Below are 24,152 nucleotides of genomic sequence, written 5' to 3'. Positions count from 1 at the left end.
TGTTTTCGACTTCATCATATTAAACGCACCACTTCGCAAAAAGTTGCGCTCTCGGTGAAAAAATAAAATTATTTTTTCGCAGATTTCATCATAACCACAAAAACATTGCATGTACACAAGCATTTGCTTGCTTCTGCTATACATTTTGCTATACCATCGGACATCGTTTATGTATGCATCAGCGACTACAATCCATAGTATAGCTTCCCTGCTGTATTCCGTCACGCACTAATGTTTACCAGCCCGTTACAGTAAATCCACCATTATGGATTTCATACATCCCCTCTCAGTATTGGGAATGAGCAGGCGGCATGTGAAGAAGAGCCGAGTGACAGATCGGCTCTTCTCTTCAATACCCGCAATATACAAAAGTAAAACAAGCAAATCAACGATTTTTGATTATTTTTTCAATTTGGTAAGAATACGCTCACCCATCACTGCCGCATCCGCTCTCGTCAGAGGTGATCTCGGATCGAAGCGATAGGTCGGTTTCTTCTGACCTTCCTGCAGTTCATTCGGAATGCCGGCAATAATGCCTGCCTTCGATACCGCAGATACAGAACTTATACTATAGTAGTCAATCGTGTTGGCATCTGTGAATGACTTCTGCATCTTCGCCTGTTCTTTCTCTGTCTCGCCAAGCTTCAAGTTCATCGCACGGGCAATCATGGCTGCTGCCTCTTGTCTGGTCAACTCACCGTTCGGCATGAACAAGCGCGGAGCCAGTCCGCGAACTATCCCTTTGCGGGCTGCAGTCTCAATATAGCGATAATCCCACAGCAAATCTGGTATTTCATAGTTCAATACGTCATCGAACGTCAGGTTGTCCGCATCGTAGTCTAGCGGAATGTTCAGCATCTTCACGAGCATCGTTGCGAATTCACCACGCGTAATGTTGTCATACACGCCGAATTCGTTCAAATTCTTCGCTTTCATAAAGCCGCGCGAGAGCATGAGCTCCAAGCTCGGACGAGCGTAACGGTGCGAAATGATGTCGTCATAGCTGAATCGCACACTGAATACTCCGTAATATCCGAATCCGTCAAAAGGCGCGGTAATTGTCTTTTTCTTCGTATCCAGCTTGCCGCCAACATTCTCCCACAGCTTATTCGTGTTGTTCCAGCGCCAGATGCCTACATTGCGAGCTTGCTCATTTACAATGTTAGGGTCGTACTTCAAAGTAATTGTTCCACGATGCGTCGGCTCGAGCCACATCCGATCTCCACGCTCATAGAATTTTTTCGCTTCATCATAAGGATGTGTCGCGCTAGCCAGCTTATAGTCCTGATTCAGGACGCTGTCTTCTGAGTTGAAGTATCCTGCGTCAATCCAATACAATTGGGAACCAAGTCCAAAATGAGATTTAGGCAACAGCACGCTGCGTGCAAACTCATCTGGATCGATTCGTCTCATGACACCATCCAGGAACTCATCACTTCCACCGGTTATCGGTTTACGGACACCGACTTGGTTCTCGCGAGTGATCGTTCTGCCATCATCCGGATCAGAAATACCGAACAGCACGCTTTGCTTATCGAACAATTGTATTTCCTTCGGTGTTTGCCCTTGGCGCGGATTCATGTCGCGCAGCATCGTGCCTTTAGGCAGCTGCAGCACCAGATTGCCTCCAAATACGGACAGCTTCCCGTTCTTGCCGATGGACGCCTTGTATTGAGCTCCAGGGAGCGCCGCATTGGCATAATTCACTTCAAAGTTGCCATTAATTTTTTGTTTGCCCTGCATGACCGTAAATTTAATCGTGTTTTTACCGTTCTTCAACGTCACTTCGCCACGGAAAATATCTTCCTCGCCTTTGACCAGCTCTTGCTTCCCGATAAGCACCTTATCCGCACCTTCCGCACGAATACTTACCTTCAGGAAGTTCTGATTCACGACGCTTTCTTCCGGAAGCTTCGGCGACAGCAACTCAAACGTATTTTGCTCGCGTGTAATTTCCAAAGTTTGACGTGCCGTAGTAACGCCTTTGCGTGCCTCGATCGTCACGTTCTTCTTGCCGGATTTCGGAAATTCCAATCCATGCATTAAGAATAAGTAGGAACCCGTTTGCACGTTTTGCTCTTTAAACATGATAGAAGGCTTCGTATTCGGACTGCCATTGATGAAATCCTTCTCTTCGAGCGTCGTTAAGAGCTTCCCGTCGATATAAATGTTCATTCCCGTCGCATTTTGCACTTCAAGCCATACATCAGCCGAATGCTCTTTTGTGACAAATTCGAAATCTTTTATTAATTTGAACTTCTGTTCCGTGTCTTCCTTGTTCGGATTGGTCGGATCCGTCGCTTCTGGCACCGGATAGATCTTCACAATCGCAGGGACATCCTTCGAAAAAAAGAAAATCGTAATGGTGTAACTAATCGGAACTCCGTTGGCCACCCCATCGATCGTAATCTTGTTAGGTCCCGCAACAAGGTCGCCACCCAACGGATGGTCAAACTCCCCGTTACCTGCATTGATGCCTGACAACTTCTCTTTCTTACCATTAAAGGTAATATACGTTCGATCCATTTCAGACGTGTTCTGAAGGTTGAAGTTAACTAAACGCCCTTGAATGTTCGGGAGACCCTTCGCATTATCGAACGTTTTGCCATCGAACACGTTGGTCAACTTAATGTAAGGACCTGGCGCGTAGTTCACCTTGATTTCGTATACTTCGCCACCCACTTCAATTTTAAAAGTCTGATCGCCAGCAGGCAAAGCATCGATGCGGATAACCGGCTCGCTGTTGATGGTCGTCAATCCAGTCACAGCCTGGAAGGTAGGGTTTTTAACTTCATTGCCGTTCTGCCAATCCGTGATCGTAATCGGTTGACTGCTAAAATTGTTCAGCTGCAGCTTCAAATAGAGCGGCATTTCAAAGATTGTGCTATTTTGTGCGAACGTTGCTTCTGCTCCGAACGTCACTCCACCTCCGCTTTCTTGCGGATTGAACAACTGCTTCACGTCCACGATTTCTGCGGCGCTGCTGTCTCTTATAATGAAGAAATTGTTGAATACATTCGTCTTGCCATCAAACGTAACCGTCAGCTTGAGCGAATGTTTGCCCGTTGCAGAGGTGTTGACCGAGCCATCTGTTATATATTCATAAATGATATAGGACGAGCTCTCGTCAACTTTTGTAATCGTCGTACCGCTTTTTTCATCAAGCAGAGGATTAGGATCCCCATCTTTCGTTACGAGGATTTCCATTGTCGGATCGTTCGGCGTTGTACTTTGCTGCGACTTAGGGACGATAAACTTTCCTTTAACGACACCGCCCACCGAACCCGTCACATAGTGATTCGACGTATGATCAATCGCTTTGTCCCCGATGAAGGTATCAAAGCCTGTCAAAATGCCGTTGAACGAAATCACCTGACGCGTAATCGTGTAGGTCAAGTTGCCGTTCGTCGCCACAATGATAATATCATTCAAGCCTGGTTGAAGCTTAATGCCAGATGAAACGAAGACACCTGCACCACCATTGAACATCTGGCGGCCATTTACAGATACTTCAGAGGCATTTGGCGCCTTCAAGGACAGACCTGCCGTATCGCTCTTCACAATGAGCGGCGCGCCCGATTCCAGAGCACGTCCGTCAGACAGCTTAATATCGGAAATGGCCGGCACGTTGCTGAATTCAACGAAAGCGCTGGCTTCAACTGTATTACCGTTCGGCCCTAGCCCCGTAACCGTCACAATGTTTAATCCCGTCCGCAAAGGAACCGCGCGGAATACGAATGAATTGCCTGTAATAGTCGGCTTTACATCCGTTCCATACGTTGTATGAACAACCTTTCCGTCCACTTCTAATTCAACTTTGTAACCAATCGAGCTTGAAGATACTCCATTAAACGTACCTTTCACTTCAATATTTTCCGTGTTTACCTGAGTTGGATGATCCTTTACTGTGCTCAGATTAGAAAAGTGAAAATATCTTGCTCCCTCTTGATCGTCTGCCGCCTTTACGATACCCAGCGGTATTCCCGTGGACATCAAGGCAACGACCAGCAACATGCAAAGGGGTTTTAACCACGCACGCATTGTATCGCCTCCATTATGCCTTATTCAACCAATATAATCATATAGACATGTTATCGGCTTTGAGCTGTCCAAATTTAAGAGATACGTCAATAATGGAAACAAAAAAAGCTTGCTCTCACATTAGGAGAACAAGCTTCATATAAAAGTTTTGTGTTACTTCGTGCGTGAATCCGCATGCGCCTTCACGCGCAGGCGATGAAGCATATTGAGCATCGGACGCTTCGTCTTGCTGACGATGCCGATGACTTCAGCTCCAAGCTGCAGTGAGATGAGCAGGATGCAGATGACGACGAAGGTGACCCAATTCGCATCATGCGATGCCGCGAACGATTGGATAATGGCGAGCATCCCGAAAAATGCGGCAATGCCGTAAATGATAAGCACCGTCTTCCGGTGGCTGAATCCTAGCTCGCGCAGACAATGATGCAAATGCCCCTTGTCTGGAGCGAAAATCGGCTTCTTCTGCAACCAACGGCGGATAATCGCGAAGAAGGTGTCCGATAAAGGCACGCCGATAATAAGAAGCGGCGTTATGAATGAGACGATCGCAATTTGCTTGAAGCCGAGCATGGACAATACCGCCAAGCTGAAGCCCAAAAATAGCGAGCCCGTATCACCCATAAAAATTTTGGCCGGATGAAAGTTAAAGAATAGAAATCCAACAATGCTGCCAAGCAGAATTGCACACAGTAGAATGACAGCCGGATTTCCCATAAAGACAGCCATGACCATAATCGTCGCAATCGAGATACCGGATACCCCAGCCGCCAATCCGTCGAGTCCGTCAATCAAATTGATGGCGTTCGTCACACCGACAATCCAGAAAATCGTCAACGGAATCGCAATCCACGATTCAATTGACCAATATTTATCACCAAAAGGCACATTTACGAAGTTCACAGTTAAATCAAACCCGAACACGACCACACATGCAGCGATAATCTGCCCGACCAGCTTCACCTTAGCCGATAATTCAAAGCGATCGTCCAACGCCCCCACGAGTACGATGATTGAACCCCCGGCGAGCAATGCTTTAACCAGATTGCCATCACGTGCAGAACCGAACAAGGTGTCAGGAATAAACGGCATAAGAGCAAGCAACGTCAAAACAAAGGCCGCATAAATACCAAGCCCACCCATTCGCGGCATAATGCGTGTATGGACTTTACGCGCATTCGGAACATCAACCGCTCCGACCTTAATCGCAAACTTCTTAACTAACGGCGTTAATCCGGTGGCCAACAGCAATGCTATCAATCCACCTACTACATATACGGTTATCATCGGTTGTTCTCAACCCCCATTTATGTTACCGGATTGAATTATACTCCGTTCATAATGGAAACACCAACGCTGTATCGATAAGGATTCTTACGAAAATGAAAGATTGGACGACATTTCAATGGGCTTTTGTCACCTTTTCTTTATCCCGCATCACTTTCCATGCAAATATCGGCAGGACCAGCATTCGTTTAAAACGCTTAGGCTCCGTCACCAAACGGTACAACCATTCGATGCGCAGCTTCTGCGTCCATTTCGGAGCGCGCTTTGTTCTGCCTGATAGGATATCAAAGCTTCCGCCCACGCCCATCATGAGGGGAACTCGAAGCTGATGGCGATATTTCGCAATCCAAGGCTCCTGCGTGTCCGCCCCGCGTGCGACGAACAATATATGCGGGTTCGCTTCCTGAACCTGACGGACGACATCCTCATCCTCCGCTTCACCGAAGAAACCGTCGCGAACTCCAACAATATCCACAGCTGGATATTGTTGACGCAGCCGCTCCGCAGCAGCCTGAACCACTTTGGGCGCAGCTCCAAGCAAAAATACTTTCCAGCGACGGTCTTCTCCGAACTTCATTAATTCATGCAGCATGTCAAACCCCGTCACGCGTTCAGCCACCGGATTGCCTACGTAATTAGCGGCCCAGACTACGCCCGTTCCATCCGGCACGATCAAATCGGCTTGCTTCATAATGCTCATGAACTTATCATTCTCCAACGCAGCCATGACCATGATGGGATTCGCTGTAATGACCTGCAGCGATTGCTGTCCGCTGTCTATTGAATCGGTTAACATTTGAACCGTGTCGCGCATATTTAATTTTGAAAAAGGGATGCCGTATATCGAGACGGTCGGCACATCCACCACTTTTTTCATGTCGCTACCACCTTATTTCTTATGACGCAGCCATGCTGCAACCTGTTGCGCGGGTTGTTCCGCCTCTTGCTTCAATGCGGAAATGACCTGATGATGCGCAGTTTGCCATGCTTCCACATTTTCGAGTGAATGCAAAATCGCATCGGCTGCCTCAGAAGCATCTAATCTGGCTGTGGAGCCGACTGCTGTCAGATTAAGCCGATGAAGAAATTGGTCGATCTTTGGGTCATACGATATACCCAGCATCGGAATTTCCTGTGACGCGGCATAAATGAGCGAATGCAGACGCATGCCGACAAGCACGCGGCATTGACTTACTTCGCGCAGCATCGCTTGCGGGTGCTCGAGAGCCGGACATAGGCTCATTACGGATGAACCAGTTACAGCAGATGCGCCATAAGGAACTTCGTCCCCCATGTCACCTTCGACCGTATTCTCGTCGCAAGCGCCAGACATATCGCCATTCCATAGCTTTACCTCGTCCTTTAAGCTCTCCATCACGAAGCGTGAAGCTTCTTCATCCGCCTGTCCATGGAATGGCAGAAACCGCAAATGAACCGTTTGAGCGCGGCAAACCCGCTTCAACATATCCGCGATAGCCGTCATATCCGTACGGTCCTCATTCCAGAAGCGAAGCGATACGCCGACATACGGACGCCCGGCTTCATCAAATCCTTGTGCCGCACCAACAGGCAGCATAGCATGAGCAGAAGCATCACCAGATTCCGCCTCGGGAAGACGAAGCCCCATAACCGGGTCCGGAACTACGTGCATGCGATCCCGCTGCAACCCCATGCGGGTCAACAGATCGGCCGACTCGTTATCGCGAACCGAGATATATGCGCTGCGGTTAAACACATGGCGGATATAAGGATAGAACGATTCCCGCCGAACAGGGCCGACGCCTTGCGCATAAATAAAGGTTGGCTTGCGGAACCATTGTGCCAGCTTCAGCACCGCCAAATAATACGGAATCGTCTTCGAGCTCGTCGCATCCTGAAGCAAGCTGCCGCCACCGCTAATCAAGCCGTCACAGCTGCGAATCGCCCCCAGCAGATCACCTGGCTTCATACGGTGAACCGCGCGCACCCCATACAACCGGGTGGTGGTGGCAGGATCGCCAGAGAGCACAACCGGCTCAAGCTTCATGCCGGCTTGCTCTCCCGCACGCTCCAACGCGGTGAGGATGGACAGGAGCACTGCCTCATCCCCGCTGTTATTGAATCCGTAATAGCCAGATAAAGCTATCCTTGTAACTTCGGACGCCATGCATCCCAACACCTTTCAATGATAGTCCATACGAAGATGCCGATAATTCCAATGACCAGTCCAAGGCCGAGACCGAGCAGCGTCCGAATAGCCGAAATGACGACAGGCGTATGGATATGAGCAAACGTATCTACCATGGACAGCTGCCCCATCGCAGCCACGATAAACGCGAACACGGCAAATCGATAACGGAAAGCGACAAATGCCGCGACGATAAATAACGGGTGCGCCATCAAAAACTCTTTGTTCCGCGGGCGAACGCCGAATGTATTTTCCAGCAGCGATCGGAACGACAATTCAAAGGATGATACGTTGCCGGCGTTGCCTGTGCGGGACAGATAATACATCCCGACAACTCCAACGACTCCCAGGGCAACAACCCATAACACGGTAATCGGCATTTTCAACCAACGGCCCGCTTCCTTGAATACGGAATCGCCACGGTACAGGAATACGTACAATGCAGTAAGCGCTAGCGGCACGAAGTGCAGCAGACTAACTCCGCGGAATTGGTTCAGCACCAAGCTGTACGTAATATTATTCAACAATGCAATCACTAACGGCACAGAAATAAGTGATATTACCGTCGTTCGTACAAACAGCGCGATTGATTTCTTAAATCGAGCGCCGAACGCTGTGACCGGAGGATTCAGTTCAACCCGGCGAACGGCCAATATCATCGCAATCGTCGGCCCGCTAATCGATACGCCGAGCGCCAGCGCTTGCTCGAAAAATGTCGGTTTCAGGACAAATAAACCTGCACTTCCGACAAGACCGATAAGAAACACCGGAAGCATAATATACGGCACAAAGAAAGAGATCATCAGCGCAATAAGCGCAACCCCACCCACAACAACAACCATCTTCGCATAGCGTTGCCATGAAGAGTCGACAATATCAAACGGCACCGCTTGTCCCATCGTGAAGCCGTTCGCTTCAATGGAAGCAATCGCTTTGCCTGGCTCCTTCAGCGTGTGGAGAATGTTGTCGATAGAGTGCACGATTTCCGCTTTGGTCGTTGCTTTTTTGACCGACGCGTTCAAGTAAATCATGCGGATGTTGCGGTCCTTCGTTGCAAGTGTAAACCGGTCCGCCAGCACTTCCGGTTCATTGAACGACTCCTGACCATTGATGGAATGCAAGCGCGCCACATTGTATTTGGTCAAATAAGCGAGCTTATTCATCCCTTTCTGCGGAGCTTTCAACCCTTCAATTGCAGCAAAGCCAATATCATATTTGTTCAACAGCTCGGCAAAGGCGGTCAAGCTCTTCTTCTCCGCGTCGTCATTGAATCCCTTGACAGATTCGCCGTCGAACACGATTCGTTTGACGCCAATCGCTGCATAACCACGCAGCAACTCGTCCATCTCCGCCTGATTGTATTCCGACGAGTCGGACAGGCGCGGGACGATATGGAAGCCCTTCGCTACCAGCTGTTCTACCGCGACAGGATCCTGCGGCATCATCTTTATCACCGCATTCTCAATCGGCGTCTCCAAGATTAAGCCGTTCTTCCCATCGAATTGCCATAGGCGAACCTGAATACCCAAATTCATGAACGTCTTCTCAATTATTGGTGATAACCGCTCTTCATTGGAAGTGGACGTGAATAACAGATATGTATAGTTCTCATCCCCAGTAAGGAGCTTGCCTTGCAGCATCGCGGCATCCTGGGAATTGTACAGCATCACGCGACGAGAAGATTTCAATTCCGCCAGCGTACTTTCGAACATAGCCATAGACTGCACGCCAGCCTCTTTCAACCGTTCCAATTGTTCGTCAATGAACGCTGCCGGATTCGGCTTGTAGGCGGAAATGTCCACTAAATCGCGATAGTTGAACACCATCTCGATTTGATTGGCCGTATGTTCGGTTTGCACACGCTGAACCACGACAGGCGTGGCAGCAACTAACCCAACGATGACAAGCAGCCACAGCCACTTCTTCATGCGCCGGTTCCAATTTTCCAACTGTTGAAGCAATTGTTTCCCTCCTTAAACCAATACGAATGCCATACGCAATGGCATGTTCTTCGAGCGCTTCCGAGTCTTTTCGACATCGACGGCGCATAGACCTCCCCCGTTATTCCACAAAAGAACGAATCACCTATGCGGCAATCTTCCTCTTTGCTGACGTCGTTTCCTTTAGAATAACCGAACGAGGTCTTTTCTTTGCATACCTGTTCACAATGAATGGCAATCTATTTGCGATCTGATAACGCAAACATTAATTCGCCCTCGGCAACGACTTGTTCGCCAACTTTCGCAACGGCCTGTCCTTTGCCGATGCTTCCTTTAAGACGCGTAATTTCTACAGATAACGTCAACGTGTCTCCTGGCACAACTTGTCCGCGGAAACGGAAGTTGTCGATACCCGCGAAGAAGGCAAGTCTCCCTTGGTTCTGCTCCATCTTCAAAATGGCAACCGCTCCAACTTGAGCAAGGGCTTCAACGATTAGCACACCTGGCATCACCGGGTATCCCGGGAAATGGCCAGCGAAATGAGGCTCGTTCATCGTTACATTTTTGATCCCGACAGCCCGCTTGCCCTCCTCTACTTCAATAATGCGGTCGACAAGAAGAAACGGATAGCGATGTGGAATAATCTCTTGAATTTGTTCGATATTCAGCATAGTTCATTCTCCTTTCTTCTAATTTCCTCTTAATTTTTCTCTAATTTGAATAAAATAGTACCGATGCGCCAACACTAAGAGCATCCTTCATGACTGCAGGCGTGAAGGTTGAGATAAGGAGCTTCCCAAGCGGCGAGGCGCTGGACGGGAAGCTCCTTTTGCCTATTCTCTATCGTCGTTCTCGCTTTGTCTCCCTTGGCGCAATGCTCAGGCTTCCATCTTTCGGTTCAAGCGGACGAACAGGGCGACGTACCTCAACGAGGTCAGGAATGAAAAAATAATGACGGCCCACAGCAGCTCGATCGCATAAGGCCACTGAAAATATACGAATAATATTGCAATATAATAGAAGACCGTCGTTAGTTTGCCCATCCAGTTTGCAGGCACCGTCTTTTTCCCTTTAAAATGAAAAAGCGCAGATCCAATAATCATCCCTGCATCGCGCACTAGCATCGCAATAGCAGCCGTCCATGGCAAATCTCCTGCCCAGAGCAGAGACAGCATGACAGTCAACATCATCAACTTGTCCGCTAACGGATCTAGCATCATGCCGACAGTCGTCACCATATTGTGCTTGCGTGCGATATATCCGTCCAAAATGTCGGTCAATCCGGCCAACAGCCAGATGCCAAACGCGGCGTACCGCTCACCGAAGAAGAACAAAGCCACATAGACGGGGATTAGAAGAAATCGAACCATCGTCAGCATATTCGGTAAATTCAACCCTAAAACCCCCAGTAACCCCCATTTTCAATGTTCCTCCAACTCATTATACATGGCCCAAATAAAAAATAAAACTGTCGCCCCGTAACCTAAACACGAAATCTAAAGCCGATGCGAAGCGCCTGCAACCTCATCCTCCATGAACTATCAAACAAAAAACCCCACCGAAGTGGGGATGTTATCAGGCGAACACCAATTGGAACAGATGAGTCCACGTATTCAGATTTAATGCTTCACCAAGAGAGCCTTTCCCTAGAACCACATATCCGGTAACCATGCCTGCAAATAGCGTCAAGATGCATAGCATCGGAATAATGGCCAGGCGAACGAGCCATTTGACGCGTTTGGAACGCCGCGCCGGCTTGTGCCCTTTCGCTTCTCTCTTGTTCTCTTTGTCCGTGCGTGCGGATTCCTTGCGCCGTTCCTTACGCCGCTCTTCCAGCACAGGCTTGCCAGAAGTTCCTGAAGCACGCACGCTGCCAGCGGCCGCAGCAAGAGGATCTTCGTCAGCCGATTGTTCATCGCTATGTTGTGAGCGTGACAGACGCGCTAACGATATGTCCTGTTGAAGCGGCTCAAAATCAGGCAGCTTTCTATCTTTATCACGGGTATCACTCATATTATCACCTACTTCATTTACGCGCGCAGACTATTCGCCAGTCCCCACATCGCGTCCCCTGAAGTCAACGCTCGTGCGGACAGTTGATAAGCACGCTGCGCTTGAATCAACTCATTCACCTCATCGATAAGCGACACGTTCGATTCTTCCAGCATCCCTTGTCGAACATAGATGGCAGGCTGATTCGGGTCCGAGCGATCGCCATCGGCCAGATTCAGCACTTGGACGGCCGTGTTGCGGTCCAGATTCGGAGGCAATACATAATAATTGTTGTCCGTCTGTACAAGCTGTTCGGGCTTGATTGCCTTAACAAGCTTCAAGCTGCCCAGCGCTTCAGGCGCTTCACCGTTCTTAACGGCAAACATGCGCCCCTTCTCATCGATTTGCAGCTCTCTATCGGGTGCGATACGAATTTCCAAATCTTCGGCATTCAACACCTGATCGCCATGCGCGGTTACAAGTATTTTCTCACCGCTTGCTCTGTCTATATTATATTGAAAGGCTCCTTCACGAATCCAAGCTGTTGCGCCATCGCGAGTCATTATTTCAAACATCGCGTCCCCTTGGAGCGCCAAATCAGTATCCACTCCTGTCTGAGTGAGAGATCCTTGGGTGAAATCACGATTCAACGACGTGAGATGCGAGCCATTGCCTATCGTATATCCCATTGGCGTTGCCCGTCCAGGCAGACGATAGTCTGGATCGTGCTGGCGCACCGTTGTAAGCACATCGGCGAAGTTTGCTGTCTTCCGTTTATATCCTTTTGTATTGACATTAGCCACATTGTCCGCAATCACATCCAGCTTGCGTTGGATGCCATTCATCGACACGGATGCGGCAATCATCGATTGATTCATGTCGTTCCTCCTAAAGTGTCATTAGACGCGGCCAACTTCGTTTACAGTCTTGTCCAACGATTTATCGTAGAACTGAACAATTTTTTGATTCGCTTCATAAGCTCGGTACGCCATCATCATGTCGATCGTGGACTGTGCCGCATCCACATTGGAACGTTCCAGATATCCCTGTTGAACTTGCACGTCACGGCCCAACGCAACCGGTGCTCCCGGCTGTCCGCCGTTCTGCAGACGGAAGCGTCCGTTGCCTGTTCGAATCAAATCATTCGGGTTGTCAATGCGGGTAATCAGCAGATCCGCCCCTGCTATTGCAGCACCAGTACGGGTGTTATACATTTGACCTGCTGCATTCAGCGTTACATCGTCAAGGGCTTGTACGTCCAGCACGATGGGTGCATTATTCCGGTTAAGAACCTGAGCACCGTCCGCCGTAACCAGCTCATTCTGCGCATTCACACGAAAGTGTCCGTCACGCGTATATCGAACTTCGTTGCCTTCCCGAACCGTAAAAAATGCTTCCGGCTTAAATACGACGTTGCCTTGAGCATCGCGGCCCTTCCCGGACTCGTCAAATGCTACGCCTGCCACCTGCAGATCAGCAAGCAGCGCAAAATCGCCAGATTGGTTCGTCTGCATGAGATCTCCTTGGTTAAACAGCATGCGGCTCTCTTCTGCGAACACGCCGGTGTTCAGCCGTCCAATTTCCCGTCCAGAGGCCTTATCGCTGCCCTGCAGCGAAAGCAGCATTTCCGGAAATGAACGCGACACGCCCGTCACCGATTTAAAGCCTGGCGTATTCGCATTGGCAATGTTATTCGTTACCGTATCATGACGGCGCTGCTGCGTCATCATGCCGGAAGCAGCCGTATATAACCCTCTAATCATGTCCGATCCTCCCGATCCATTAATCTACACTATGTATATTATCGGACTAGATAAACTTTTTCTTTATGACCCTATCCAAATTATCAAGCATGATGCCGGTTCCCTTTACAACGCAATGCATCGGATCCTCTGCAATCAGGACCGGAACCTTCAGTTCCTCCGCAAGCAGCTCGTCCAATCCGTCAAGCAGCGCGCCGCCGCCCGTCAAGATGACACCGCGATCGATAATATCCGCCGACAATTCTGGCGGGGTCCGTTCCAACACCGATTTCGCAGCAACGACAATGGAGGATACCGGGTCCCACAGCGCTTCTCGAATCTCATTGGATGTAATCGATACGGTATATGGCAAGCCGGATACCATGTCCCGTCCACGAATGTCCATCTCCCGCTCTCCGCCTGCCGGACGCACGGTACCGATGTTAATCTTAATGTCTTCGGAGGTACGCTCCCCGATTAACAGTTTGTACTTCTGTTTAATATAACGCATGATGGAGCTATCGAACTTATCCCCTGCAATTTTAATAGAAGAGGCGGTGACGATATCCCCCATGGACAATACCGCCACGTCCGTCGTTCCGCCGCCGATGTCCACGACCATATTGCCGCTTGGCTGGAAAATATCCATGCCCGCGCCGATTGCCGCCGCTTTCGGTTCTTCTTCTAAATATACTTCCTTCGCTCCGCTGCGCTCAGCAGCTTCCCGAATCGCCTTCTGCTCCACTGAGGTGATGTTCGTCGGCGCGCAAATTAGAATACGCGGATGTGAGTACCATTTGCGGCCGCCGACGCGGTTAATAAAATGCTTCAACATCGCTTCCGTAATGTCAAAATCTGCAATAACCCCGTCACGCAACGGGCGGATCGGCACAATGTTGCCCGGTGTGCGCCCGACCATCTTGCGGGCATCTTCCCCAACAGCCAGAACGCGCTTCAAATCGCTCTCAATCGCCACGACCGCCGGTTCGTCCAACACGACCCCTTTCCCTTTGACATGAATCAGAACGTTCGCCGTTCCTAAGTCAATTCCGATATCCTTGCTTAACATAAGTTCGAGAGCCTCCACATTCTTTTTTCATATATTTCGATGAATTGCGACCGTTTCCTGCAAAATATTTACTCATCGTTTAACATATCATATTTAGAGCGCTAGGTTCAATGTGAATGAGGGGCGAAACCTGTCATTTCGGAATCGATTTTAGGAGTTATTTATCGAATAGGCAGCGGTTCCAACTTCAAGAAGGGTTACCTAAGACTTTCCTGCGGTCATCACCTCGCGTTTTTTCGTACTCGACTTCTTATATTTGATCTTGGTCGCTTCCCCTCCCCGAAGATGTCGTACGGACTTGTGGTATTCGAGAATGTGCTTCACCTGGTCCGCCAGATCAGGGTTAATTTCGGGCAGCCGTTCGGTTAAATCTTTGTGTACCGTGCTTTTGGACACACCGAACTCTTTGGCGATGGTGCGAACCGTATGCTTGGTCTCGACGATGCAGCGACCGATTTTGATGGTCCGTTCTTTGATGTAATCGTGCACGTTCCCGCCTCCCCTACTCGGTTTAATTGGTACATTATATGAGGGGTGCGGACACTTATGCGTTGTTACGAATCCTGACAAGCTTGGCTTAACCACTAAATTTGTCAAGGTTCTGCGGACAAATAGGAGGGAGTGATGGAAGAGGCTAAAGCTTGTCTGTCCCAAAAAAGCTCGCTGGATTAGGAAAAAATGTAGCAATAGCTTCCGAAGTGGGACAACCTTGGAGCGAATATCCCAGGCGAATAATTCAACCTGAAAAAAAATTTAGACAGGATGTCCAACTTCCCCCTTTCGAAGCGGAGCGCACATCAATACAAAGAAAAAGCGGCAAGCTCGCGCTCCCGCTTTTCCACTGGCGTCGTCAGATTAATTCTTCCAACGCAGGGTGTTATTAATTTTTGGCCAACAGCGTCGATGGATTGACTGGCTTGTTGTCATCATACACCTCGAAGTGTACGTGAACGCCCAGGTTCTTCTCCAGCTCGTTGCGTCCGGCTGTAGCAAGCGCATCACCTTTTTTCACGGTGTCGCCCTTCTTCACCTTCAAGTCAACCAGACTCTGGTATACGGTCTTCAAGTTGTTTCCGTGGTCGATTTCCACTACGAAGCCTGTCTTCGGGTTTTGCTCGGCGCGAGTTACTTTGCCGCTCATCGCTGCGAGAACATCAAACGCTTTTTGATCCTTGCGAGCCAAATCGATACCTACGTTCGGAGTAAACGTCTGCTTGTATTCTACCATAGCAGCTGCTTGCTCCTCTTTGGAAGCTTTGTCATCATAGAAAGACATGACAACATCTACATCTTGCGCATCTGCTACTGGCCAACCCAACGTTTCATTGGATGCGACCACTTCAACCGCCTCATCATTCGTCTTGCCTTCCGCCAATGTACCGGAATCTACTTGTTGTTCTACCTGCGTCGCATCCTTATTTGGGTCTAGTGGCTGCTGGTTCATGTCTTGATAGACCCACACTAACGTTAGGATGATTGCTGCTGCGGCCATGTACAAAGCGGGAAAGACCCATTTCTTCGACAACAGCTTTCTCCACGCGGATGTTTGAACCGCTTGAGCTCCTTGCATCGATTTAGAAGCTTCAGGCGTATTCGTTGCACTCGTTGCCGATGAACTTGTTGTAGATTTGTTTTTTGAGTTTTGGTTTTGTTCACTCATTTGTGATCACCTCAGTAACCATTGTTACCGGGGCTATCACTTTTATACGTAGTGTTTTGCTAATTTTTAAGATTTAAAGTTAGTAACTTCGAAGCTTTGTCGAGCGAAACTCCTTTATAATAGTAAGTTACAATCTTCTCCGCCGATGCGCCTTCTTTCGCCATGCCCTGAGCGCCGTATTGGCTCATGCCAACACCATGGCCGAATCCGAAGGTCGTAATGAGAACCTTGTCGCCTTCCATCTTCCATTCAAAAGCGCTGGAGCGCAAATCTAACTTTTCCCGAACCTCGCGGCCTGTAAACCGATGTGTTCCAATCCGCACCTGCTCTACGCGTTTGCCCGGTGTATGTGAGAGAATTCGAATATCTTTCGAAAAGGCAGCAGCTGACAACTTACTGTCATGCTTTGAAGGTTCAGGGCGCGTGTGGTTCGTACCGTTCGAAGAGTCCAGTAAGCGAGATAGAGCCGGTACCGCATTGGCCGACAGGCCAAGCTTCGCCAGTACGGTGCTCACTCCCATTTCCACCTGTTCCGTATAACGCGGGGATATCGCTTGATCCCAAGGGCTCGATACACTCTTCAAATACGGAACGGGATTGGTCCAATAATCCTCCGCGTTCTCGGTATAGCCGTTGCTCGTCGAGAAGAAAGCGGCCATAATCGGCTCTCCTTTATATGTGAGCACGATATCTTTTGTTTCGTTCACGGCGCGGTTCAGCTTCGCCACCGCGTCCTGCGGGCGCCGCTCCATCTCTGCGAGCGGCACATAGGCTTGATGGGCGACGGTGTCGGTGACGTCGGCCCCATCCGGTGCGCCGCTTGCGTCCTGTGCCAGCAGGCGGCGCACGATGTACGTGCGGGCGGCAATCGCCTGCGCTTTGAGCGCTTCGAGCTCAAAGTCGCTTGGCATTTCTGCCGCGATGACGCCGCGCACGTATTGCTCCAGCGCGACGCGCTCTACCTGGCGCGTACCGCTCAGGTACACGCGCACCTGCTCTGCCGCCCCGGCCTCGGGCGGCGCCACATCCGGCGCCACTTGCGCCGTGCGCTCGCTGCCGGGGCTTGCCGCCCGCTGCAGCGGGCGGGGTTCCACCAACAGCAGCGGCATGAGCAGGGCGAGCACGGTGAGCGCGCCGGCCCATGCGGTGGCGCGCACCAACGCCGGCCGGGGACGGGCTGCGCTCCTCCGGCTCCGTCGCCTCCCTCGACGCCGAAGCACCCGGAAGCCCCCCCATAGGCGCGGTCGAAGGCGACTCGCCAGTCGCCGCGCCTCTTCAAGCAGCAGTCTCGGCTGCATAGCCATAGGCTTCTCTCTCCTCTCCCGCAACACTCCCATTTCTCGAGGTTAATTTTCACGTTTCGAACGTGTTTCCATTTGAAACTCGTACTCATACTTCTAGCATCTCTCGAAAAGAGCGAGTCTAACCTCTGCTTCTTCTAACCTATGCTTTTTTAAGAGAAGAAAGAACCGCGGAAACCAATAGAGCTGCGAAATGGAAATAGTCAAAAGCGCGCCCTCATCCGGCCTATCTTGTGCACCTAGCCAACACACGCGCTTCTAACAGGATATCCTCTGCTCATCACGGCTCCTATCAACAGAAAAGGATGTCCCTGTTCAAGCACAAACTGCTTTAAGAGACATCCCTTTATTCAAATAGGCAGCAACCCTTGCCGCTCCGCCCTCTTCCTGCATGAAGCGCATACTCCCACCACGGAGCCGTGATTGCCTGCGTAAAACGTAAGCTTCACTGCTTTCCTTTTGCAATACGAACACGGCTGGCCGGACACCGGCTTCTTCTTCGCATAGGACGCCATCGAGACAACCCTTTGCCTCTTCTTTCGATTTTTATAAAAAAAGATGGTGCCTAACAGCAATACAAACACGACGGCCCCCAGTATAAACCAGAAATACAGCATGGCATCGCCTCCTTATTGAGGTACAACGTCCTTACTATCAGGACAATGGATACGAGAAAACGTTTCTCTGTGGTGATGCAGTCAACCCAGCACAGGTGAGAGACTCGAAGTAATTCCTCTGCAATCCTCGGTAATCGAATAATCTACAATGGAATAATCTACACAGGTTACGCTCCTACTTTTTTCTTTATTCCAATGTACCTCCTTGCGCCCCGATCAGCAACAATGACCAACCATTGGGTATTCAGAAGGTAACAAATATGAAGCACTGGTTCTAGCGTTTCCGTTTTTCATGTTTTGACGAGTTGATACAGCTGCTAAAAACATGGCCGAGCTCGCGGTGCTATGTTCTTCGCTTCTCTCCTCTGATGCACTCTCCCTTTAAGTCAGAAACTATGCATTTTGATTGCCCAAGAATAATATGCAGCCTTTGAGTAGATAGCAGTTCATACCGGATGTAGTTCCTGAACGAAAGGGAGAATGAACATAAGAACTGAGAGAGCCAGGTAACCTCCGGTAAATGACACATTATGGAAATAACTGTTGCTTACTCCTAACGTTATTGGTCCTAAACGAAGGGGCGATTGAACGTAAGAATTGAAAGTTCGATAGTTTCCGGGTAGATGATACTTTACATAAATAGCTACTTTTCACTCGTAACGCTGGCACTTCCTGAACGGATGGATGATTGGACAAAAGGACCGAGGAAAAGAAACGTATAGCTGCCCTCATAAATCAAAGATTAGTTTCCATTGGATTTTGTGCAGTGTTTTATAGTTCCAATTGCTATAAAGGGGTATTGTATTGGATTAGGTACAGTGGAATCAGCTCTTTAGCAACAATTCAGCGGAAATGACTCAATTTCACTGGACATTTTCCAGTGGATTGAACATTTTATTCGAAAAAGTTAATTTCTACTGTAAGTTTTCCAATGAAAGAGAAGTATAAAGTTATAGGTAGTGGACAGAACCGTTCAAAACGGCTAAGTTGTATCCACACCAGCACATACATGTAGAAACAGCAATTCGCCTCATTCTAGTCTATGCGCATACTGGGGTGAACCCTGTAAGGGCTCGCAGTTTCTGAAAATATATCAGCACTGGGTTAAGGTGCAGCGCACAGTACGTTCCTGTCCATAGAAAAGCTCATTAATAAAGCCGCCCCTTACCGGGACGGCCTCATCTTCTGATTCAACTATATATGCTTCTCAACTGTCGAAACCTCCGTTGAGGGTCGTTCCGCAAACTGTAACCTGAACTTACGCCCAAGTCGGCTGTACGTTAAAGAGCTTCACTTCCTGCTCTTCCTTCACCTCAACCGGTTGCTCCTCCAGCGTCACGCGGTAGATGTCTGCGCCTAGAGAAGACAGCTTCTCTGCCAAGTTCACATATCCGCGATCGATGTGATGAACGCCGCTGACTTCCGTCGTTCCTTCAGCAACTAAGCCCGCACAGATGAGTGCAGCGCCTGCACGCAGGTCGGTAGCGCACACCTTGGCGCCCGCCAGCTTAACTCTACCGGTCACTACGGCCGTACGGCCTTCCACCTTAATATTGGCATTCATTAAATTAAATTCATCGACGTGCATAAAGCGGTTCTCAAACACCGTCTCCGTGACGACCGATGTCCCCTCCGCAACAAGCAGAAGCGCCATCATTTGTGACTGCATATCCGTCGGAAAGCCCGGATACGGCAGCGTCTTCACGTCTACAGCTTTGAGCGGCTTATCAGTGCGAACACGAATGCCGTTCTCATCAGGCTCGATAATTACGCCCATTTCTTCCATCTTAGCAATAACCGGACCCAGATGATCTGCAATCGCACCCTCGACATACACATCGCCGCCCGTCATTGCCGCGGCAACCATATACGTTCCCGCCTCAACACGGTCCGGTATGACCGTATGCTCGGCCCCATGCAACTGCTCTACACCTTCGATGCGAATGACACCCGTTCCGGCACCGCGCACCTTGGCTCCCATCTTGTTCAAATAGTTCGCCAAGTCAACGATTTCCGGCTCGCGAGCGGCATTCTCGATCGTCGTTGTCCCTTCGGCCAACGTCGCCGCCATCATAATATTTTCAGTCGCACCGACACTCGCAACGTCCAAATAAATCTTGGCGCCCTTGAGTCGGCCGTTTACTTTCGCTTCAATATACCCTTGACCAAGTCCGATTTCCGCACCCATCGCTTCAAAACCTTTCAAATGCTGATCGATAGGCCGGGTTCCAATGGCACAGCCGCCTGGTAAGGAAATACGCGCCTGTCCCGCGCGGGCCAGTAATGGACCCATGACGAGGAACGATGCCCGCATCTTGCGTACGAGTTCATAAGGAGCTTCGAATGAATGAAGCTTCTCCGAATTAACACGAATGGTTTCATTGGAATATGTAAGGTTGGCTCCAAGCTTCTCCAACACATGGTGTATCGTCTTGACATCGTCGAGTGGAGGAGCATCGTAAATGATGCTTGCGCCCTTCTCTCCCAATAACGAAGCAGCGATGATCGGAAGCACTGAATTCTTTGCGCCACTTACGCGCACGGTGCCCGTCAGTCGTCTGCCTCCGCGGACGATAAATTTGCTCATCATGTTTCCCTCCGCGCTTTTTTTCGCCCCATCATCTATAAATCCGTAAAAAATGGCACGCTTTTTTTTCACCCAAACTCCATAATACCATTGTATTACAAGTAGGTACAAGCGATATTTTTCGACATACCCTTCCACATTTTACTTAGGGTTATCTACCATTGTTGACATCTTTATTCGATGTTATTCGACAAGTTCTGATTCTCTGTCGGGCGTAGCTTTGTTTGTGCGAATCATTGACAGCATTCCTGTAAGGGAACGCTGTCCTTTTTCCTCTTAACCATTCTGAATCGTTTCAAAACAAGAAGCGCAGCGATTGAGTCCATCCCCAATAATCTAAAAAAAACTGGGCAACCGCACGGCCCACAATAATCGCAAGGATAAGATGCAGCATTTTTCCTTGCGGACTTTGCGGATGTCGGATGAACAAGTCTATTTTCAGATGCTGCAGCGACCACCAAGCTATAGCAATGCATATAAGCGTAATAAGCATATGCGCCATGCCGCTCCATCCTACGGATGAAGTTACTTGAGACAACGAATCCTCCAACGCGAATTCCTCCCTTACTTCTCACTATTCAGCACATTGACGAGCATCGCCACGAATTCGGCCCGTGTCGCGAAGCGCTCCGGACCGAACCCTTCCTCCTGGTTGTTGGAGATCAGGCCCTGACGCTTCATTTCAGCAATCATGGGAGCAGCCCAATGTGTAGCGGCTACATCCTGAAATGGCGCCTCGGTTACCTTCGCCGGTGTAAGACCAAGCGCTTTGCCAAGCATGACGGCCATCTCGGCCCGCTTCACCATCCGGTTCGGACCGAAATGTTTTGGCCCCACCCCAGAGGTAATGCCTGCTTTGGCTACCCGGGCAACCGCAGCATGAGCCCAATGTGAAGAGGGCACATCCGTAAACGCAGGAGCCTGCCCGATATCGCGCTTCAGCTTGAAGGCGTTCGCGATGACCGAAGCGGCCTCTGCCCTGGAAATATGCCGATGCGGTTCGAACTTCGCGTCGCCGTATCCATTCATCCATCCGGACGTCACGGCTTCAACAATCGAATCCTCCGCCCAGTGGCCCTTTACGTCCCGCAATCCGGCGATAAGCGGCTCTGTGCTTACAGAGAGAAGATAATACTTCGTATCAAACTTCGCGTTTGTCGTCAGGCGTATATAATACGTTCCCGGATCCAACTTTGTTCCGGCCGCCACTTCGGTTTCCCCCGAAGCGTTGCTCCCAGATCCAAGAGACTTCTGCTCCTTCGACATAACCGCCATTGAGACAATGCGGTTCGAAGGCAGCTGGCTCAGCTTGAACGTTGCATAGACTGGCTTCTTGACGATGAATTGAAACCAATCGACATCATCTTCTTCGTGAAAGACGCCTTTATATTCGGTGCCCTCGCTAATCGTAACCGCCTCGTACATCTTATCGTTCGGCTCATTCGGATCAGCAAGCTGAGTCATATAATCCACATGCAGCGTATACTCGCCGGCTACTGCTTCCGGGCGTGCCGTCACTGCATTTTGCACCTGAATATAATACTTCCCAGGAGGCAGATCCTCCAGCAGGGCGATTTCGGACTGCCCTTCCTTCTGCTCATCAATCCAGCGAGTATCGATTTGCGAGCCTTTAATTTCAAGCGCCGGATCGATGCGGACCGTATCCGTACTTACCTTCAACCGCAGCGTTGCTTTGCTCGGCAGTTGAATCATGTACCAATCCGTGTCGCCCGCATGGCTGAACGTGCCAACGATATCTTGCGTTCGAGCCGGAATGGCATAAGCCTGGTACTGCTTGTCGTTCGGCTCGAACGGATCTTGATACACGATGAAGCGCGAGGCTAGTTTATAGGTTAACCCCACACTGCCAATGATGTCATCGGACGACAGACGCAGTACATTTTTCCCCCGTTTCACCGGAATAGCAGGCTGTTTGCTGCCAACGTCACTGTACGTTGTCCCAGAAACCTGTTCACCTGTAAAATGCGTAACATGTACTTTTCCCGACCCTTGAATACGTTGAAATTGAAGCTTTAACGTACCGTCATATGGCGCATCGACCACATACCAATGCTCTTCCTTTGTACGGAGAACCGCGCTTAGCGAAGTGTCGATTGGGAACACCCTCGCCTTATTGCGAGCCGTATTCGTCCCGAACGCATCTTCCTGAAACGGTACAGTCAATGCATCATCGGCACGGAGCAAACCGTAGCCGCTTTTACGGTTCCAGCCCTTCCCATCAATGTCCTTCGCCGTATAGCGTAAATGATGGCGAACCTGATACGGCTTCAACTCGGGGTATTTGCTCCATAAGAGCGCAGCCACTCCCGCCGCTTGCGGCGCTGCCATCGATGTGCCTTCTTCTGCTTTGTATCCGCCGCCCAATGCGGTAGTGAACACGTGCCAAGGCGCAACCACGTCGATTTCCGGACCGGTATTCGTCCTCGGCTCCACCTTCATCTGCGGTGTAGTGCCACCAACAGCGAAGACAGTAGGATAAGCGGCTGGATACTTGACAGCTACTTTATCCTGATATCGTCCCCCGTCATTCCCGGTTGCCGCAATGAGCAGGACGCCTTTTTTCTCCGCGTAGTTTACAATGTCTTCCATATATTTCGAATAGCGATACAATCCGACGGACATGACGACGACCTTCGCGCCATGGTCAACTGCATACAATATGCCTGCGCCCAGCTTGTCCTCATCGCCGTAGCCACGTGAATCGAGCGCTTTAATCGGCATAATCTTAGCTGACCAGAGCAGACCGGTCGTACCTTTGTTGTTGTTGCCCACGGCGCCAACCACACCCGCTACACTGGTGCCGTGCCCATTGTCATCCTGGGGCAAGCCTGAATCTAGAAGGTTGATGCCTTTAACGATATTTTGCTTGAGATCCGGATGATTGAAATCAATGCCCGTATCTACCAGCGCTATAATAATGGACGAATTGCTCTTGGCTTGAGTCCATGCCGTATCCGCCCCGATTTGCCGTAAATAATGCTGCTGCGCATACAGCGTATCATTCGGTTTTACCCCAGATGCTAATGAATGTACCGTATGGTTCGGCTCGATGTATTCCACCTGTCGCGAGTGCTTCGCATCGTGCAACCAATTTTCCGTCTCAGCTTCGTCTACAGGCCTAAGCACCGCAATATCAACGGCAGCCTGTTCGTTTATAATCTCACTTTTTTGCAGCAGTTTTGCATCCTTCTGCCCCTGCTTCCATTTGACAATCCAGGAGGTCGCGCACGCCTCAGCTTCATCATTCGCAGTTGAATAAGCGGCTGTACGCTTTGTCACGTTCATGCTGCTCATGCCCTGCTGTTCTGTTTCCTCCGTCTTGTACCTTTGCTGCAATGCTTGATTCAACGGTACCGATGCAATCGTCTCGCTTAACGTCAGAAAGGTAAGCGCAATGATCAAGGTCGATACGACGGCACGAGACAATCGTTTCATCATAAATCCCATCCAATTCGTACATCAAGGCCAGTTGAGTTTGAAGAATACAACACGTATTCGCCGTTCTTCCTGACCTCTAATCTAATTTGCTCTTCTTCTTGTTGGCATATGACCAATCAGGTCACAGCTTATGTTAAGGTTCGCCATGAAAGCAGCCATTCCTGTTACAAAACGTTAATTTAGGTCCTAAGACCTACCACAAAACAAAAAGACCCAAAATCCTCCGATGGAGTAATTTCAGGTCTCTTTTAAGAAAATACATCGTTATAAGATTGACTAGGAAGTCCAAGTCC

18 protein-coding genes are annotated in these 24,152 nt (G+C 49.7%); all 18 read right to left on the bottom strand.

From position 1 onward, the window contains the following. Positions 1–399: 399 nt before the first annotated feature. The 18 genes from M3650_RS08820 to M3650_RS08735 all read right to left on the bottom strand — a co-directional run bounded on the left by M3650_RS08820 (position 400) and on the right by M3650_RS08735 (position 23,856). The gene (locus M3650_RS08820; RefSeq protein WP_251573858.1) at positions 400–4,041 is read right to left on the bottom strand and encodes an S-layer homology domain-containing protein; all 3,642 of its coding nucleotides are present in this window, start codon (positions 4,039–4,041) and stop codon (positions 400–402) included. A 153-nt stretch (positions 4,042–4,194) separates the two neighbouring features. Continuing rightward, positions 4,195–5,325, bottom strand: a complete 1,131-nt coding sequence (locus M3650_RS08815; protein ID WP_019424693.1) for a glycosyltransferase family 4 protein — start codon at positions 5,323–5,325, stop codon at positions 4,195–4,197. A gap of 115 nt (positions 5,326–5,440) precedes the next feature. Further along, positions 5,441–6,202 carry a WecB/TagA/CpsF family glycosyltransferase gene (locus tag M3650_RS08810; protein ID WP_251573856.1) on the bottom strand — a complete coding sequence of 254 codons (762 nt, stop codon included), beginning with the start codon at positions 6,200–6,202 and terminating at the stop codon, positions 5,441–5,443. Positions 6,203–6,214: 12 nt separating this feature from the next. Continuing rightward, complete coding sequence (csaB, locus tag M3650_RS08805) at positions 6,215–7,471, bottom strand: polysaccharide pyruvyl transferase CsaB (protein WP_251573854.1); 1,257 nt, start codon at positions 7,469–7,471, stop codon at positions 6,215–6,217. After that, positions 7,447–9,453 carry a DUF5693 family protein gene (locus M3650_RS08800; RefSeq protein WP_251573851.1) on the bottom strand — a complete coding sequence of 669 codons (2,007 nt, stop codon included), beginning with the start codon at positions 9,451–9,453 and terminating at the stop codon, positions 7,447–7,449. The genes csaB and M3650_RS08800 overlap by 25 nt, the downstream gene beginning before the upstream one ends. A 218-nt stretch (positions 9,454–9,671) precedes the next feature. After that, a complete protein-coding gene (gene fabZ, locus M3650_RS08795) occupies positions 9,672–10,103 on the bottom strand; it encodes a 3-hydroxyacyl-ACP dehydratase FabZ (protein ID WP_019424689.1) in 432 nt (143 codons plus the stop codon). A gap of 207 nt (positions 10,104–10,310) precedes the next feature. After that, positions 10,311–10,826 carry a CDP-alcohol phosphatidyltransferase family protein gene (locus M3650_RS08790; RefSeq protein ID WP_251573849.1) on the bottom strand — a complete coding sequence of 172 codons (516 nt, stop codon included), beginning with the start codon at positions 10,824–10,826 and terminating at the stop codon, positions 10,311–10,313. 181 nt (positions 10,827–11,007) lie between these two features. Further along, positions 11,008–11,445 carry a DNA-directed RNA polymerase subunit beta gene (locus M3650_RS08785; protein ID WP_251573846.1) on the bottom strand — a complete coding sequence of 146 codons (438 nt, stop codon included), beginning with the start codon at positions 11,443–11,445 and terminating at the stop codon, positions 11,008–11,010. 17 nt (positions 11,446–11,462) lie between these two features. After that, on the bottom strand, positions 11,463–12,302 hold the full coding sequence (locus tag M3650_RS08780) for a flagellar hook-basal body protein (protein ID WP_019424686.1): 840 nt from the start codon (positions 12,300–12,302) through the stop codon (positions 11,463–11,465). 21 nt (positions 12,303–12,323) lie between these two features. After that, positions 12,324–13,187, bottom strand: coding sequence for a flagellar hook-basal body protein (locus tag M3650_RS08775; protein WP_233696300.1), 864 nt, complete (start codon positions 13,185–13,187; stop codon positions 12,324–12,326). Between the two features lie 46 nt (positions 13,188–13,233). Further along, on the bottom strand, positions 13,234–14,235 hold the full coding sequence (gene mreB, locus M3650_RS08770; protein WP_251573844.1) for a rod shape-determining protein: 1,002 nt from the start codon (positions 14,233–14,235) through the stop codon (positions 13,234–13,236). Positions 14,236–14,436: 201 nt separating this feature from the next. Beyond that, positions 14,437–14,724 (bottom strand): sporulation transcriptional regulator SpoIIID, encoded by a 288-nt coding sequence (gene spoIIID / locus M3650_RS08765; protein WP_251573842.1) that lies wholly within the window; start codon positions 14,722–14,724, stop codon positions 14,437–14,439. 391 nt (positions 14,725–15,115) lie between these two features. Then, positions 15,116–15,895 carry a peptidoglycan DD-metalloendopeptidase family protein gene (locus M3650_RS08760; RefSeq protein WP_026011385.1) on the bottom strand — a complete coding sequence of 260 codons (780 nt, stop codon included), beginning with the start codon at positions 15,893–15,895 and terminating at the stop codon, positions 15,116–15,118. A 59-nt stretch (positions 15,896–15,954) separates the two neighbouring features. Next, the gene (spoIID, locus tag M3650_RS08755) at positions 15,955–17,199 is read right to left on the bottom strand and encodes a stage II sporulation protein D (protein WP_251573833.1); all 1,245 of its coding nucleotides are present in this window, start codon (positions 17,197–17,199) and stop codon (positions 15,955–15,957) included. Between the two features lie 347 nt (positions 17,200–17,546). Beyond that, on the bottom strand, positions 17,547–17,813 hold the full coding sequence (locus M3650_RS08750) for a DUF4293 domain-containing protein (protein ID WP_251573830.1): 267 nt from the start codon (positions 17,811–17,813) through the stop codon (positions 17,547–17,549). Positions 17,814–19,071: 1,258 nt separating this feature from the next. After that, positions 19,072–20,400 carry a UDP-N-acetylglucosamine 1-carboxyvinyltransferase gene (murA, locus tag M3650_RS08745; protein WP_192813650.1) on the bottom strand — a complete coding sequence of 443 codons (1,329 nt, stop codon included), beginning with the start codon at positions 20,398–20,400 and terminating at the stop codon, positions 19,072–19,074. 295 nt (positions 20,401–20,695) lie between these two features. Continuing rightward, positions 20,696–20,950, bottom strand: coding sequence for a DUF1146 family protein (locus M3650_RS08740; RefSeq protein ID WP_251573828.1), 255 nt, complete (start codon positions 20,948–20,950; stop codon positions 20,696–20,698). A gap of 14 nt (positions 20,951–20,964) precedes the next feature. Beyond that, entirely contained in the window at positions 20,965–23,856 is a 2,892-nt protein-coding gene (locus M3650_RS08735) for a S8 family serine peptidase (RefSeq protein ID WP_251573825.1), read from the bottom strand. Between the last annotated feature and the right edge of the window lie 296 nt (positions 23,857–24,152).

It is taken from the genome of Paenibacillus sp. MER TA 81-3 (assembly GCF_023713585.1).
In the GTDB taxonomy this organism is placed as follows: domain Bacteria; phylum Bacillota; class Bacilli; order Paenibacillales; family Paenibacillaceae; genus Paenibacillus_B; species Paenibacillus_B profundus.
Note: the sequence above shows the minus strand (reverse complement) of the source record. Positions and strands in the feature narration are given on the sequence as shown.